The sequence below is a fragment of the Phyllobacterium sp. GQ127 genome, assembly GCF_059758635.1.
Map to the genome: position 1 here is coordinate 729,676 of NZ_JCAXDZ010000002.1, position 14,589 is coordinate 744,264.

At 54.4% G+C, this 14,589-nt stretch carries 14 protein-coding genes; all 14 read left to right on the forward strand.

Annotated elements, in window-relative coordinates; genetic code table 11:
- The first annotated feature begins 6 nt into the window (after positions 1-6).
- The 14 genes from AC6CHM_RS11875 to AC6CHM_RS11940 all read left to right on the forward strand — a co-directional run bounded on the left by AC6CHM_RS11875 (position 7) and on the right by AC6CHM_RS11940 (position 14,551).
- Entirely contained in the window at positions 7-636 is a 630-nt protein-coding gene (locus AC6CHM_RS11875; protein WP_498173283.1) for a phage distal tail protein, Rcc01695 family, read from the forward strand.
- A complete protein-coding gene (locus AC6CHM_RS11880; protein WP_498173284.1) occupies positions 633-1,499 on the forward strand; it encodes a phage/gene transfer agent baseplate hub protein in 867 nt (288 codons plus the stop codon). Before AC6CHM_RS11875 ends, AC6CHM_RS11880 begins: the two co-directional genes overlap by 4 nt.
- On the forward strand, positions 1,496-1,921 hold the full coding sequence (locus AC6CHM_RS11885; RefSeq protein WP_354346694.1) for an NlpC/P60 family protein: 426 nt from the start codon (positions 1,496-1,498) through the stop codon (positions 1,919-1,921). Before AC6CHM_RS11880 ends, AC6CHM_RS11885 begins: the two co-directional genes overlap by 4 nt.
- A gap of 30 nt (positions 1,922-1,951) precedes the next feature.
- Positions 1,952-5,818 (forward strand): baseplate multidomain protein megatron, encoded by a 3,867-nt coding sequence (locus AC6CHM_RS11890; protein WP_498173285.1) that lies wholly within the window; start codon positions 1,952-1,954, stop codon positions 5,816-5,818.
- A 12-nt stretch (positions 5,819-5,830) separates the two neighbouring features.
- Entirely contained in the window at positions 5,831-6,049 is a 219-nt protein-coding gene (locus AC6CHM_RS11895) for a hypothetical protein (protein ID WP_115051941.1), read from the forward strand.
- A 92-nt stretch (positions 6,050-6,141) separates the two neighbouring features.
- On the forward strand, positions 6,142-6,393 hold the full coding sequence (locus tag AC6CHM_RS11900; protein ID WP_115051940.1) for a hypothetical protein: 252 nt from the start codon (positions 6,142-6,144) through the stop codon (positions 6,391-6,393).
- Between the two features lie 27 nt (positions 6,394-6,420).
- A complete protein-coding gene (locus tag AC6CHM_RS11905) occupies positions 6,421-7,092 on the forward strand; it encodes a response regulator transcription factor (RefSeq protein WP_115051939.1) in 672 nt (223 codons plus the stop codon).
- A 113-nt stretch (positions 7,093-7,205) separates the two neighbouring features.
- Complete coding sequence (locus AC6CHM_RS11910; RefSeq protein ID WP_115052198.1) at positions 7,206-8,507, forward strand: ATP-binding protein; 1,302 nt, start codon at positions 7,206-7,208, stop codon at positions 8,505-8,507.
- 69 nt (positions 8,508-8,576) lie between these two features.
- Positions 8,577-9,002 carry an RT0821/Lpp0805 family surface protein gene (locus AC6CHM_RS11915; protein WP_115051938.1) on the forward strand — a complete coding sequence of 142 codons (426 nt, stop codon included), beginning with the start codon at positions 8,577-8,579 and terminating at the stop codon, positions 9,000-9,002.
- 92 nt (positions 9,003-9,094) lie between these two features.
- Positions 9,095-10,255: a c-type cytochrome biogenesis protein CcmI gene (gene ccmI, locus AC6CHM_RS11920; protein WP_336440938.1), complete on the forward strand. Its 1,161-nt coding sequence runs from the start codon at positions 9,095-9,097 to the stop codon at positions 10,253-10,255.
- Entirely contained in the window at positions 10,255-10,701 is a 447-nt protein-coding gene (gene ccmE / locus AC6CHM_RS11925; RefSeq protein ID WP_307283657.1) for a cytochrome c maturation protein CcmE, read from the forward strand. The genes ccmI and ccmE overlap by 1 nt, the downstream gene beginning before the upstream one ends.
- Positions 10,698-12,716: a heme lyase CcmF/NrfE family subunit gene (locus tag AC6CHM_RS11930; protein ID WP_498173286.1), complete on the forward strand. Its 2,019-nt coding sequence runs from the start codon at positions 10,698-10,700 to the stop codon at positions 12,714-12,716. Before ccmE ends, AC6CHM_RS11930 begins: the two co-directional genes overlap by 4 nt.
- Complete coding sequence (locus tag AC6CHM_RS11935; protein WP_307283661.1) at positions 12,713-13,195, forward strand: cytochrome c-type biogenesis protein; 483 nt, start codon at positions 12,713-12,715, stop codon at positions 13,193-13,195. The genes AC6CHM_RS11930 and AC6CHM_RS11935 overlap by 4 nt, the downstream gene beginning before the upstream one ends.
- Before the next feature lie 318 nt (positions 13,196-13,513).
- Entirely contained in the window at positions 13,514-14,551 is a 1,038-nt protein-coding gene (locus AC6CHM_RS11940) for a hypothetical protein (protein WP_498173287.1), read from the forward strand.
- Positions 14,552-14,589 lie beyond the last annotated feature (38 nt).

The following is a 14,589-nucleotide window of genomic DNA, read 5'->3' on the forward strand; positions in this document are numbered from 1 at the left end:
TAAAGTATGGCAGATTTTCACGACGTCCGCTTTCCGGCGGCTGTCTCCTTTGGTGCGACCGGTGGACCGGAATGGCGCAATGAAATCGTGCCGCTCACGTCCGGATTCGAGCAGCGCAATGCACGCTGGTCCCAGTCGCGACGCCACTATGACGCTGGTACCGGATTGCGTTCGCTGGCGGACCTTGAAGAGGTGATGGCATTTTTTGAGGCGCGGCGGGGCTCGCTGCATGCCTTCCGGTTTCGCGATCCCTTTGATCATCTATCGGGCAAATCCGGCATGCCAATCGCTGCCACGGATCAGATGCTTGGGCTGGGAGACGGGCACAATGGAGTGTTCCAACTCATCAAGCGTTATGGCGAGCACGTAAGGCCTATCACCAAGGTGGAAAAAGACAGCGTGCGGGTGGCCGTAGCGGGCATAGAGCACAAAGAGGCGATCGACTTTGCTGTTGAGTTGATCAGCGGGAAGATCATTTTCCAGCCCGGGAAAATACCCAAACAGGGCGCAGCAGTGAGTGCGGGATTCGGTTTCGATGTACCCGCGCGGTTCGACACAGACCGCCTGATGATCAGCCTTAGATCATTCAGCGCCGGTGATATTCCGTCCATTCCCATTATTGAGGTCAAGGCATGAGCTCTTTGCCGGCAACGCTTGAATCACATCTTTCAGGCGAGATAACAACGCATTGTTTTTGCTGGATCATCCGGCGAACAGACAAGATTGTATATGGCTTCACCGATCACGACAAAACATTGCGTATTGAAGGCGTATCCTGCGAACCGCAAACTGGATTGAGTGCCAGCGAAGCCACAAGCGCATTGGGTCTGAGTGTCGATACCGCAGAAATCGAAGGAGCGCTTTCTTCGCTTGCTATTTCCGATAATGACATTGAGCGGGGTGCATTCGATGGGGCGGCGGTCGAGACGTTTCTCGTCAATTGGGGATCGCCTGAACAACATGCCTTGTTGCGTTCGTCGCGTATCGGCGCAATCACCCGCTCGGGCGGGCGGTTTGTTGCAGAACTCAAAAGCAGTTCCGTTGATCTCGACAAGATAAGCGGTCGTCGGGTAACCCGGCAATGCGATGCGCAGCTGGGTGACAGCCGGTGCGGTTACAAAAGCCGCGCACAGGAGGGGAGTGTAACTAGGCTGATCTCGGACCGCGAGGTTGTGGTTGCCGGTTTGCAGCCATCGGACAACAACTGGTTTCGCAATGGAACGTTGACCTGGGCCAATGGCAGCAGGAATGTCGTACTGGCATACCAGACTCACAGTGAGGGTATCCGCCTGAGCTTGCGGGATTCTCCAATTCCAGACATCAAAATAGGCGATACATTTCTGCTTGATGCCGGTTGTGACAAGAGCTTTGCGCAGTGCAAGGCAAAATTTGCAAATGCCTTGAACTTTCGTGGTTTTCCTCATCTGCCAGGCAATGATGCAGTCTACAATTTTGCAGACGGCAAAGGCAATTTTGATGGCGGGCCGCTGGTCCCATGACGATCGCACAGGACGTTCTGGCTGAAACCCGGCTTTGGCTTGGCACACCCTATCGTCACCAAGGTTCCAAATGTCAGGTCGGGTGCGATTGCCTTGGTCTTGTCCGCGGAATATGGCGAGCACTTTATGACCGCGAGCCGCAGGACATCGCAGCTTATTCTCCGGACTGGGCTGAATCAGGCGGCGGTGATGCATTGCTGGAGGCGGCGCACAGGCACATGATTCCGAAAGATCCGGCAGAGGCAATCCCCGGCGACATGCTTGTATTCCGCTGGCGTGACGGAGTTTCCGCAAAGCATCTGGGCATACTGACTAGCCCGGATAGTTTTACACATGCCTATGAAGGACACTGCGTCATGGATTCAGCGCTGATCCCGCAATGGCGCAGGCGGATTGCTGGCGTGTTTGGATTTCCTCAATAATTTGAAGTATTTGCCACGGGACTTGATGATATGGCGACACTCGTTCTCACCACGACTGCTACGGCTATTTTCGGTTCAGGTACCGTCACAGCAGCAATAGCCACAGCCGCTGCTTCGGTGGGGGGCTATTTGATCGATCGTGCGCTGTTCGGACAAAATGCCGAAGGGCCACGCATGACATCCATGCGTCCGACGATGGGCGAGGAGGGAGCTGCTCTTCCTCGCATTTATGGCGCGGCGCGGGTGCCGGGCGTTTTGATATGGGGAACGCGTTTCGAGGAGCAGAAAACCAAAAAGCGACAGGGCGGTAAAGGCGGACGGAAGGTCGCTGAATATTCCTACTTCGGCAATTTCGCCATTGCGGTTGCCGCCGGAGAGATAAGCCTTATCCGTCGCATATGGGCTGACGGCAAGGAATACGACCAGACGCGAGGCACAATCCGCGTCCATTGCGGCGGCGAAAATCAAATGCCGGATCCATTGATTGAAGCCAAACAGGGAAGCGGCAATGCACCAGCATATCGGGGCACGGCCTATGTGGTTTTCGAGCATTTTCCACTCGATGATTTTGGCAATCGCATACCGCAGTTTCAGTTTGAAGTGATCAGAGCAATCGGAGCCGTCGCCAGCAGTCTCAAGGCGGTAGCACTTATACCCGGCTCAACGGAGTTCGGACTCTCGCCGAAACTGGTAACCAATGAGCCGGATAAAGGTCAGACGATTGCTTTGAACCATAATTGCCTGCGAGGTGATACGGACTGGGAGGCGTCGATAGACGAACTGCAGGGGCTCTGTCCTGCCCTTAAGCATGTTGCAATCGTAGTGCCTTGGTTTGCCGCGGATTTGCGTGCTGGGAATTGCAAAATTCGCCCGGGCGTCATGGACAGGAATCAGAACAACGAAAGCGAGAAATGGTGCGCTGGAGGCGTTGACCGCGCCGGTGCACATCTCATTTCCCGCGATGACAGGGGGGTGATCTATGGTGGAACGCCATCCGACGAGAGCATTGTCGCCGCCATCGAGGACGCAAAAACGCGAGGTCTGAGCGTCACGCTTTACCCGTTCATCATGCTTGATATACCGCCGGACAACCAGCTTCCCGATCCCTACGGTTCAACACATCAGGCGACACATCCTTGGCGTGGACGCATTACCTGTCACCCTGCGCCTTACCATGCTGGCAGTGTCAACGAGACAGAAGCGGCGGTGAACCAGATCGCCGAATTTCTAGGGAGCGCCACGGCAGAAAATTATCAGATCAAGCATCAACGCGTCCATTATCAAGGCAATGGTGAAGATTGGGGTTATCGTCGTTTTGTGCTGCATCTCGCGCATCTGGCTCTCTGTGCAGGCGGCGTGGATGCGTTTATCCTTGGTTCGGAACTGCGGGGGCTTACCATGGTTCGGGGGCCGTACGATCATTTCCCATTCGTAAATGGGCTTTGCGGTCTTGCCGCCGATATCCGCCGGGTTGTGGGGACTGGATGTAAGCTCACCTATGGCGCGGACTGGACTGAATATTTCGGGCATTATCCGCAAGACGGTTCAGGCGATGTTTATTTCAACCTTGATCCACTTTGGGCGCATCCGGCAATCGACGCCATTGGCATCGACAATTATATGCCGCTCAGTGACTGGCGTGACGAAGATTATGGGGTGCCTAATCCGGATGGCTTTGTGGCACCCTATGATCTGCCGGGGTTGCAAGAGCAGATTACTGCAGGGGAAGGTTATGACTGGTATTATGCATCGCCGAATGACCGGACCATGCGTGTGCGAACACCGATTTCAGATGGCTCCGGCAAGCCATGGGTCTATCGTTTCAAAGACCTTTCTTCATGGTGGAGGAACAGTCATTACAATCGGATTGGTGGCGTGGAACAGACCGCACCTACTGTATGGCAGCCCGCTGCCAAGCAAATCTGGCTGACGGAACTAGGCTGCCCAGCTGTCGATAAGGGCCCGAACCAGCCCAATGTTTTTCCCGATATGAAATCATCCGAGGGGGCATTTCCCTATTTTTCAGATCGAGGACGAAATGACCTGGCCCAGAATCGCTATTTGCGGGCACATATTGCGCACTGGTCAGACCTTGCCGGTAGCATGCTTGATAAGGATCGGCTCTATGTTTGGGCTTGGGATACACGGCCTCATCCGGAATTTCCGCTAAACCGAAAATTGTGGTCTGATGGCGACAATTGGACATCGGGTCATTGGCTGAACGGCCGGCTTTCAGGCGTGGCGCTCGATGAATTGGTAGCTGCCATTCTCAAAGATTATGGGATCGTTGATTTCGATACGTGTCGCGTCGATGGATTTGTCAGTGGCTACGTGCTGGACGAACCAACGAGTGTTCGATCCGCAATCGAGCCATTGCTCGCAGTCTACGGGATAGATGCATTTGAAAGCGGAAAAACGCTTGTCTTTCAAAGCAATACCCGCACAGATTCCCAAACACCATTGATTGAAGAGTTCGTCGAGCGCGAGGATGCTGCCGCGCTGACATGGCGGCTGACAGAAATAATGGAGCAGCCGGAACGCGTTGAGCTGGCCTATCGCGACCCGATGCTGGATTATCAGGCGGCGATGGCCTTTGCCGAGCGCCAGAACGGCAAAGGAACGGAAAGCATCGGCATTGCAGCCATGCTGGAAAGCGGTCAGGCCAAGTCACTTGCCGAAGAATGGATGCAGTCGCGCCGTGCGTCCCGGCGATCAGTAACGTTAGAGCTACCCTGGAAACAGGCGCATTTGAAAGTTGGAGACCGGATCAGAATTGCCGACCCGCATGGTACAGTGCCCGCAGGTGCTTTTGTAATCACCTCGATTGAAGATGGGGCGACGAGGCGTCTGGAGGCGCGGGCAGTACCAAAACACGTTCGGTATCCCGCCGAGGCAGCATTGCCTGTTGCATCAGGTGCGGACCTTGCTATTCGCGGCAGACCTTATTTTGAGTTGATAGACCTTCCGATGTGGCCGGGGATAGAGCGTCCTGCCGATCAATTCCGGATTGCCGCATTTGCGCGGCCCTGGAACGGAGTAAGCGCATTTATCTCTCCGGAACAGACTGGTTTTGAACAGCGCGCAATGTTGGCGCATAGCGCTGTCATGGGCGAGTTGGTTGCACCATTGAATGAAGGCGCCAGCGGGCGCTGGCTTAATAATCAGGCTCTTTCAGTCAGGCTGTACGATGGAGAGCTGAGTTCGGTGACACGCTCCCAACTTTTTAACGGTGCCAATAGTGCACTTGTTGGAACGTCTGGTGGAGAGTGGGAATTGCTGCAATTTCTCAATGCGGAGGAAATAAGCAGCGACGTATGGCGACTCACCGGGCTGTTGCGTGGCCAATGCGGGACCGAACGTGAGGCCATGCAGCTCAAAAAGGAGGGAGCACCCTTCATTTTGCTCAATGATGCTGTTTCTCCGGCAGGCTTGAAACCCCAAGAGGCGGGATTGGAGTTAAACTGGCGCATTGGATGCTCAGGCGAAGAGTTTTCCGACCAGTTTTACAGCACCAAAACAAAAATGGGAGGATTGCGGGTACTGCAACCGCTTTCGCCCGTCCATATCAGCACCAGAATGCGCCCAAATGGCGATATGGATATAGTCTGGATCAGGCGCGGGAGAATTGATGCCGATAGCTGGCTTTCTCCAGAAATACCGCTGGGGGAAGAGCGCGAGGCCTATCATATAGAAATACTGTTTGAAGAGCGGGCTGTCAGGTCATTTGAAGTGACTGCCAGCAACTGGACTTACAGTGCTTCTGAGCGGCTGAAGGATCTGGGCAATCCGTCCGTCGCTTTTGACTTTAAAGTAGCGATGATTTCCGCCTCAGTCGGGCTTGGTCAGGAGGCCCACTGTAAATTTTCTCCAGTATTTTTTGAACCGACAATTATTTAAAGGAATTTGCTAATGACCAACGAAAAATCATGGTTTGCTTCCAAGACCATCTGGGCATCGATAGTAACAATTGGCTTGTCGTGCTCCGGCTTCTTCAATGGCTCGCTTGAAGGGGCCGATCATGCATCTCTTGCAGAGACGATAGTCCAATTCCTAACCGCCATTAGCGGCGTTGTAGCGCTATTTGGACGCATCAGCGCGACAACTCTCATTTCACGTAAAGAAATATGATGTTAAAAGACGTGAACCTGTGGCATTTGTAGCAGCGAGACACCAACTGTTCATTCATCGTTCAGACAGCAATCGATATTAATGACAACATGATGAAACACTTACTCTTCTCCTTGCCCCTAGCGGGTCTGATCTCGGGCGCCGGCGTCGTCTTCGCCGGTCCTGCTTTAGCTGCGGATTGCTCGTCGGTGGGGCAGCAGGTAGCGGACTCGCAAGGGGGGACCCTTGCGCGTGCAACATCTGTTGTCCAAAACGGCAAAGAGGTCTGCGTAGTGGTGGTTCTGGTTCCCGGTAAGGACGGCGAACGACCGCGGCGTGTGGAAGTTGCTGTTCCAGCAAACTGATCTCATAAGTCCGCGAGGAAATACTGCATGAGAATACTTGTCGTCGAGGATGATCGCGACCTCAACCGTCAGCTCGTGGATGCGCTGACGGAGGCTGGATATGTTGTCGACAAGGCTTTTGACGGCGAAGAAGGGCATTTTCTCGGCGATACCGAACCCTATGACGCTGTTATCCTGGATATCGGCCTACCGCAGATGGATGGGCTGACCGTGCTTGAAAAATGGCGCCAGGATTCCCGTATCATGCCCGTACTTTTGCTGACAGCCCGCGATCGCTGGAGCGATAAGGTGGCAGGGATTGATGCGGGTGCTGACGACTACGTCGCCAAGCCGTTTCACATTGAGGAAGTTCTTGCGCGCTTACGCGCCTTGATCCGCCGCGCGGCGGGACATGCTTCGTCCGAAATTTCCTGCGGTCCGTTGCGTCTGGATACGAAAACGTCAAAAGCCACTGTCAATGGAAACACGCTGAAACTCACTTCCCATGAATTCCGCCTGCTTTCCTATCTCATGCATCATATGGACGAAGTCGTATCGCGAACCGAGCTGGTCGAGCATCTTTACGATCAGGATTTCGACCGGGACTCAAACACTATTGAGGTCTTTGTCGGCCGGTTGCGCAAGAAGATGGGCATGGACCTGATCGAGACCATTCGCGGTATGGGCTATCGTATCAAGTCGCAAGACAGCAAGGCTTAGGGTCTTAAGCCTTTTAAAGAGGGTATTGCGTGGCAATCCGGCTGAGAAATTATCTCCCAAGCTTGCGATCTCTGTCGTTCCGCGTCATTTCGCTCTCGACCCTCTGGACCATCATCTCATTCATTGCCATCGCGACTATCATCTCGACGCTCTATGGCGAAGCACGCCTGAAAAGCTTTCAGCAATTGCTTTCAGCCCATCTTTTCAGTGTTATCGCATCAGTCAGTGTCAATGATGGCACGTTGGCAGGACGTCCTGACCCCGGTGAAGTGCGATATTCCAGCCCGCTTTCAGGCTGGTATTGGTCAGTCGAGCCTGCGGCGGATAATTTAAAGGGCTCGCTGCGCTCCGTTTCTCTGGGAGAGCGAAACATCGATTCACCCTCAACTCTCAATGTTCCCTTCGATACATCATTCCAGCGCCAATATACGGAAGCCGGACCGAACGGCCAGCAATTGTCGGTCGTTGAAACCGAAGTGGTGCTTGACGCGGATAATCGGGTCGCACGTTTCAGGGTGATGGGAAATCTGAGCGAAGTCGAGGGAGAAATCGCAGATTTCCGCTATACGTTGTACTTCTATCTCGGCATTTTTGGTCTAGGCGGAACTTTGATCAATGCTGCCGTTATTCTATTCGGGCTTCGCCCACTTGATCGTGTGCGCCGTTCACTGGGCGATATCCGCGAGGGCAAGGTTACGCGTCTTGACGAAGACTTGCCCAACGAGATCGCGCCCCTGGCGCGCGAGATGAATGCGCTGATCGACAATAATCGCCGTATCATGGATCGTTCACGCACGCAGGTCGGCAATCTTGCCCATTCGCTGAAAACGCCTTTATCGGTTCTGGTGAATGAAAGCCGGACAATCGGTGGCACGGAAGGCCGCCTTATCGCCGAACAATCTGCCGCTATGCAAATTCAGGTGCAGCATTATCTCCAACGTGCCCGCGTTGCCGCACAGCGTGATAGTGTTGTCTTCCGCGCTCCCGTAACGCCGATACTGGAGCGGCTGGTGCGCGTTACCGCCAAGCTCAATCCCCACATGGACATCAAGTTCAACAATTACATGGACGATGCAATCTTTGCTGGGGAGCAGGAAGATCTTGAGGAGATCGTCGGCAACTTGATGGAGAATGCTGGAAAGTGGGGCCGCCGGATTATCACCTTGACACTTGCCCGCGTCGAGCAAGGATTTGAGATCAGCGTCGAGGATGACGGGCCGGGTCTTGCTGCCGAGCAGATACAGGACGCGCTGGCACGCGGGAAGCGGCTTGATGAAACAAAGCCGGGCACAGGTTTGGGCCTGTCGATTGTGAACGACACTGTGCGCGAATATGGCGGAACCCTAACGCTTGAACGCAGTTCTCTACTCGGCGGGTTACATGCGAGACTGATTTTACCAACGGCTGCGAACTGAATGAAGCTTGCAAGCCGCCATTCAATCAGGTCATAAAGGCCTGAAGATTTATCTGAAAATGAGCTTGTGATGAAATTTCATGTCGCTATTCCCTTTCTCGCAATTGCTGCGCTTGCCGGTTGTTCAACGACATCCGGCGGCAAGGGCGATAGCGCGGTTCTAGGTTCCTGGACCGGCGGCTCGAAACAAGCTGCAAAAACGAGCGTTCTTGCCGCCCTCGGTAATGGACTGGTCGGCAATGCATCGCTTGAACCGGCAGACCGCAAGCAGGCATTGCAGGCTGAGTATCAGACCTTGGAATATTCTCCGGCCGGCAAGGTTGTAGAGTGGAAAAGCAGCAACAATCGTTCTGGCGAGGTTGTGGCGGCTCAGCCCTACCAAGTTGGATCGCAGAACTGCCGCCAATATACCCATACCATCCGTATTGATGGCACGCCGCAATCTGCGCGTGGAACGGCGTGTCGCAATGAGGACGGCAGCTGGACGCGGCTGTGATCGGGATCACTCCACGAAGTGCATTTGCGGCGAATTGCCCTATCAATAAATTGCGTTTGGATTTTGGATAAGCGAGAGTCTATGTCTCACGCATGATTTTCTGGATTTCTGCCGCATTTCTGACCGTTGTCGCAACGTTGCTGGTGCTTTTGCCGTTAACACGGCGCACCACGGCTTCAGTGTCGGACAATCAATATGATGTTGAGGTCTATCGAGACCAATTGCGTGAACTAGACGCTGACGAAAAGCGTGGCTTGATCGATCCAGTTGCAGGCGAACAGGCACGTGCGGAAATCGGGCGCCGGCTTCTGAAATCCGCCAAGGCCGCCGCAATAGACGGACAGGTGGTTCGCCCAGCCAAGAGCGCCACCCGTGAGTGGATGACACTTATAACGGTCATCGCAATTCCCCTGATTTCATGGGCTGTCTATGCAAGTACGGGTAATCCGGATCTGCCCGGCCAGCCACTGGCGGAAAGGCTTGCGCGCCCTGCCGATCAAAGCACGCCTGACGAGCTGGTTGCCCGAGCAGAAGCGCATTTGAAACTGAACCCTGATGACGGTCAGGGGTGGGAGGTCCTCGCGCCGATTTATACGCGCATGGGCCGCCCTGCAAATGCAGTTGCCGCGTATCAAAATGCAATACGCTTGAATGGCGACAGCGCCGCGCGGCAGCTTGGTCTGGGCCAGGCGCTGGTCGCGGAAGCGGGCGGTAAAATCACGGTCCGCGCCGAAGAAGCATTCAACAAGGCATTGGCGCTGGATCCAAAAGACATGCGCCCGCAATTCTACATCATTGATGGGTGGATGCAGCAAGGCCGCCTGACCGAAGCGCGTGATCTCATCCGCAAGCTGCTGGTGGAGGCGCCACTTGATGTACCATGGCGCGATCAGGCGCAAGCAGCGTTGACCAGGCTGGACACCGAGATCAATGGTGATGCGCCAGATGTTAGCGATGTCGACAAGACTGCGCCGGATGCGGCTCAGGTGCAGGCAATGATGGATGCCGACAGCGAAAGCCGTGCGACAATGATCGAAGGCATGGTTACCAGCCTCGCCGCGAAACTCGAAAAAGCTCCGGACGATGTTGAGGGCTGGGAGAAGCTCGTGCGATCCTATGTCGTTCTTAACCGGCCTAATGATGCCATTGAAGCGTTGGATCGTGCCAAAAAAGCGTTGAGCGCTGAAAAGATGGCCCGTCTTGATGCCGTGGCGGATGATCTCGGTTTAGCTTACGAGCCGGAGAACGATTGATGACGCGCAAGCAAAAAAGACTGACGGTCATTGGTGGCGGTCTGGCCGTTTTGGGGTTGGCGGCTGCGCTCGTACTCTTTGCTCTGCAACAGAAAATCGCATTCTTCCGCATGCCTTCCGATATTCAGGCTTCCGACATTCAGTCGCAATCGCGATTCCGGCTTGGCGGATTGGTTGAAAAAGGAACAGTGGTTCGCGGCGAGGGAACCAAGATCAGCTTTTCAGTTACTGATAAGATAAAAAGCATTCCCGTCACCTATGAAGGCATATTACCGGATCTTTTTCGCGAAGATCAAGGCGTTGTTATCGAGGGTGGCTTTTCACCCACGGGCAAATTTATCGCCGACAGCGTGCTGGCAAAACATGATGAAAACTATATGCCCAAGGAAGTTGCCGATAGCCTGAAGGCCAAAGGTGTCTGGCAGGAAGAGGGCAAGAAGCCATGATTGTCGAACTTGGACATTTCGCACTGGTACTCGCTCTGGCTTTATCCATCGTTCAATCCGTACTGCCGGTACTGGGCGCCCGTCGCAATGACGACCAGATGATGGCAGTTGCCGTTCCCGCCGCCTTCACTGTACTTGCTCTTGTCGCGATTTCGTTTGCGGCCTTGACAAGCGCCAATGTGCTTTCCGATTTCTCCGTTCAGAATGTGTTTGAGAATTCACATTCGCAAAAGCCGCTGCTTTACAAATTTACCGGCGTGTGGGGCAATCACGAAGGTTCAATGCTGCTCTGGGTTTTGATCCTGAGCTTCTTCACCGCGCTTGTCGCCTTCTTTGGCAACAATCTGCCACCATCGCTGAAAGCCAATGTACTTGGGGTTCAGGCTTGGGTCGGCACTGCCTTTCTTACCTTTATTATTGTCACATCAAATCCCTTTGCGCGCCTTAACCCGGCACCGGTCGAAGGACGTGATCTTAACCCGATCCTGCAGGATATCGGTCTCGCCATTCATCCGCCGCTGCTCTATCTGGGCTATGTCGGATTCTCCGTGTGCTTTTCCTTTGCGGTTGCTGCGCTGATTGATGGCCGGATAGATGCGGCCTGGGCGCGCTGGGTCCGTCCGTGGACGCTCGTGGCCTGGACATTCCTGACAGGCGGCATCGCTATGGGCTCTTACTGGGCCTATTATGAGCTGGGTTGGGGCGGCTGGTGGTTCTGGGACCCGGTTGAAAATGCGTCCTTCATGCCTTGGCTCGCAGGCACCGCTCTGCTTCACTCTGCGCTGGTCATGGAAAAGCGCTCGGCGCTGAAAATCTGGACTGTGCTTCTGGCAATCCTCACCTTTTCCCTGTCACTGCTCGGGACATTCCTTGTCCGATCCGGCGTACTGACCTCCGTCCATACATTCGCCACCGATCCCGGTCGCGGCCTTTTCATCCTTGCCATACTTGTTATCTTTATCGGCGGGTCCTTGGCGCTCTTTGCATGGCGTGCCCAAAGTCTGGCACCCGGCGGCCTGTTTCAGCCGATTTCGCGTGAAGGTGCGTTGGTTCTCAACAATCTGTTTTTGACCACGGCTGCAGCGACCGTTCTGATCGGCACGCTTTACCCACTTCTGCTCGAGTTTCTGACGGGCGAAAAAATCTCGGTCGGCGCGCCCTTTTTCAATCTCACCTTCGGCCCGCTAATGATCCCGCTTTTGGCCGCCGTACCATTCGGGCCACTCATGGCGTGGAAGCGCGGCGATCTCCTGGCCGTGGCACAGCGCCTCATGACTGCTTTCCTCGGTGCTTTGCTGGTTGTCGCTGCCGTGCTTTACCAAACTTCGGTGTCCGGCGTTCTGGCGGCTTTCGGCATAGGGCTTGCCGTGTGGCTCATGCTCGGCGCGCTCACAGACCTTGCGCTGAAAGCCGGTATCGGAAAAGCCTCTTTGAAAGTCGCATTTCAGCGCCTCATTGGCCTGCCACGCTCGGTTTTCGGCACCGCGTTGGCTCATCTCGGTCTTGGCGTCACTTTGCTGGGCATTGTTGCAACCACCACCTTCGCAACCGAAAGCGTTCTGGTCATGAAACCGGGTGAAAGCATCCGGGCGGGCGGCTATACGCTGCGTTTCGATCAAATCGAGCCCTTCAAAGGTTCCAATTTCAGCGAAGAGCAAGGCCGGTTTACCGTTTTGAGCGATGAGGGACAGCCGGTAACGTCGCTCATGGCGGCCAAGCGTTTCTTCCCTGTTCGCAATATGCAGACAACCGAGGCCGGTATCCGCACCTTCGCCTTCAGCCAGCTTTACGTGGCTCTGGGTGATGCGGCTGCCGATGGTGGCATCGTCGTGCGGATATGGTGGAAGCCGCTGGTAACATTGATCTGGCTTGGAACCGTGTTTATGATGGCGGGCGGCTGCCTGTCTTTGCTTGACCGCCGGTTGCGTGTCGGTGCACCCGCCAAGGGTAAAGCAGCTCTGATGCAATCCGCAAAAATCCGCGTTGCCCCCGCAAAAAACCGCGTGTCCCAATGAGCCGCACCCGCAACGCAATTGCAACTTTCCTTGTCCTGCTGCTTTGTTTCGGCGCAAGTAGCGCATTTGCGCTTTCCCCCGACGAGATGCTGACAAGCCCGGTCCTTGAAAAACGTGCCCGCACCATTTCTGCGCAGGTGCGCTGCATGGTCTGCCAGAATGAATCCATTGACGATTCCAATGCGGATCTTGCCCGCGATCTGCGCGTCCTGGTGCGCGAGCGGCTTATGGCTGGCGATACTGACCAGCAGGTGCTGGATTTTCTCGTCGCCCGCTATGGCGAATTCGTCCTGCTCAAGCCCCGGCTGCGATTAAGCACGGTCGTGCTCTGGGGTTTTCCAATAGGCGCTTTGCTCATCGGTGCTTTGGCTCTTGTCGTTTCGGCGAGGCGCCGCCGCACTGTTTCAATAGAATCGGGACCTCTTTCCGACGTTGAAAAACAGCAACTCAAAAAACTGGTCGGAACGCTCGATAATTAACAAATTGCGACAAGGTATTATACTTTAGTATGGGTTTACTATACTAAAGTATAATAAAATTTTTCCATAAAACAGAATTTAACACACTGAAAACTAGTTTTTACTCTTGTATTTTGCTTGTTTACACGTTAATCAGCCGTTGATAATCGCGGCAATGATTAAGTTCCGGTCTGGCACATTAGCCTTTCCAAGTAAAAAATATTCCCGCATTTAAATTTTATTGATCCATCACAGTAATAAACTTCTGTGAACGCATTTCTGTAAGCATATCCGATATTTACCTCAGTATTTGCTATATTATTTTTGAGCGAGATTGATATGACCAAAGTCAAAGCACCTGTTTCCTCCAGCATGCCTGCTCGTTTTGCCGGTAATTGGCTCGCCGGTTCGGCTGAGAGCCGTTCCGCCCGTCGCCGTCTCAATGCTATCCTGCGTCTTGCTTGCATGGTACTGGGCTTCAAGCGCCGCAAGGGTTTGGGGATGATGGCGGCTGCGCTGGTTGTCTCTCTGGCTTCGCCCGTGCTGGCTCAAACTGTAACTGCCTCTTCTCCGGCTGTGGGCGTGGCCGGTGTGCCGGCGGGGTTTGTCAGGCTAGAAAATGGCTTTGGTTTTGAGGCGCAAGCCCTGAATAAATCATATATATCGTTCACCGCACTCAAAGGAACAGTTGTTACTTCGCCAAACGGCGTGGTTAAGGCTGATGGCGTAGTTGTGCCGCTTAACGTGCCACTCGATAAAGATTACTTTTTCCCACAGGAAAAGGGGGAGTTTTACAAAGGCACTTTCTTTAAAGGACCTGTCGTCATGAAAGCGAGCGGAACTGGTTTTCCTCTCCGGTTTCCTGTCGGTACGGTTTTTCCAGTCGGTACCACATTTCCGAGTGGTGGTGTGTCAAACGCGGTGGTGCCCGGCGTTGCAATAACTGCAGAATTTGTTACACCAGAAAGAACTGATGGTGGCCACACCATATCGTTTCCCACGCCAACCGCACTTCCGGCTATTCCGGAAACTCGCTTTCCGCAGATCAAGATCAACACCGATGCAAACAGTCAGCCAGCGACCACGAGCACGACCGTTCTTGGCGACATCGCCATCGGCACTAATGCAGGGGCAAAAGGTGGCACAACGACGGTTGTTGTGCCCGCAGCAGTAGATGCCACTGCGCCCGCAGCAGCTACTTCTACGCCCACAACAACGGGTGCCACTGCGCCCGCAGCAACAGGTGCCGCTGTACCCGCAGTAGCAGGTGCTGCTGCGCCTACAGTAACGACAATCACTGTACCCGCAATAGCTATCGGCGACAACGCCAAGGCGGCGGGCGCTGGCGGCACTGCAGTGGGCCCGAAGCAAAGATGACTGCGGATGCGGCCAAGGTTGGCGCGGATGCAGCGACA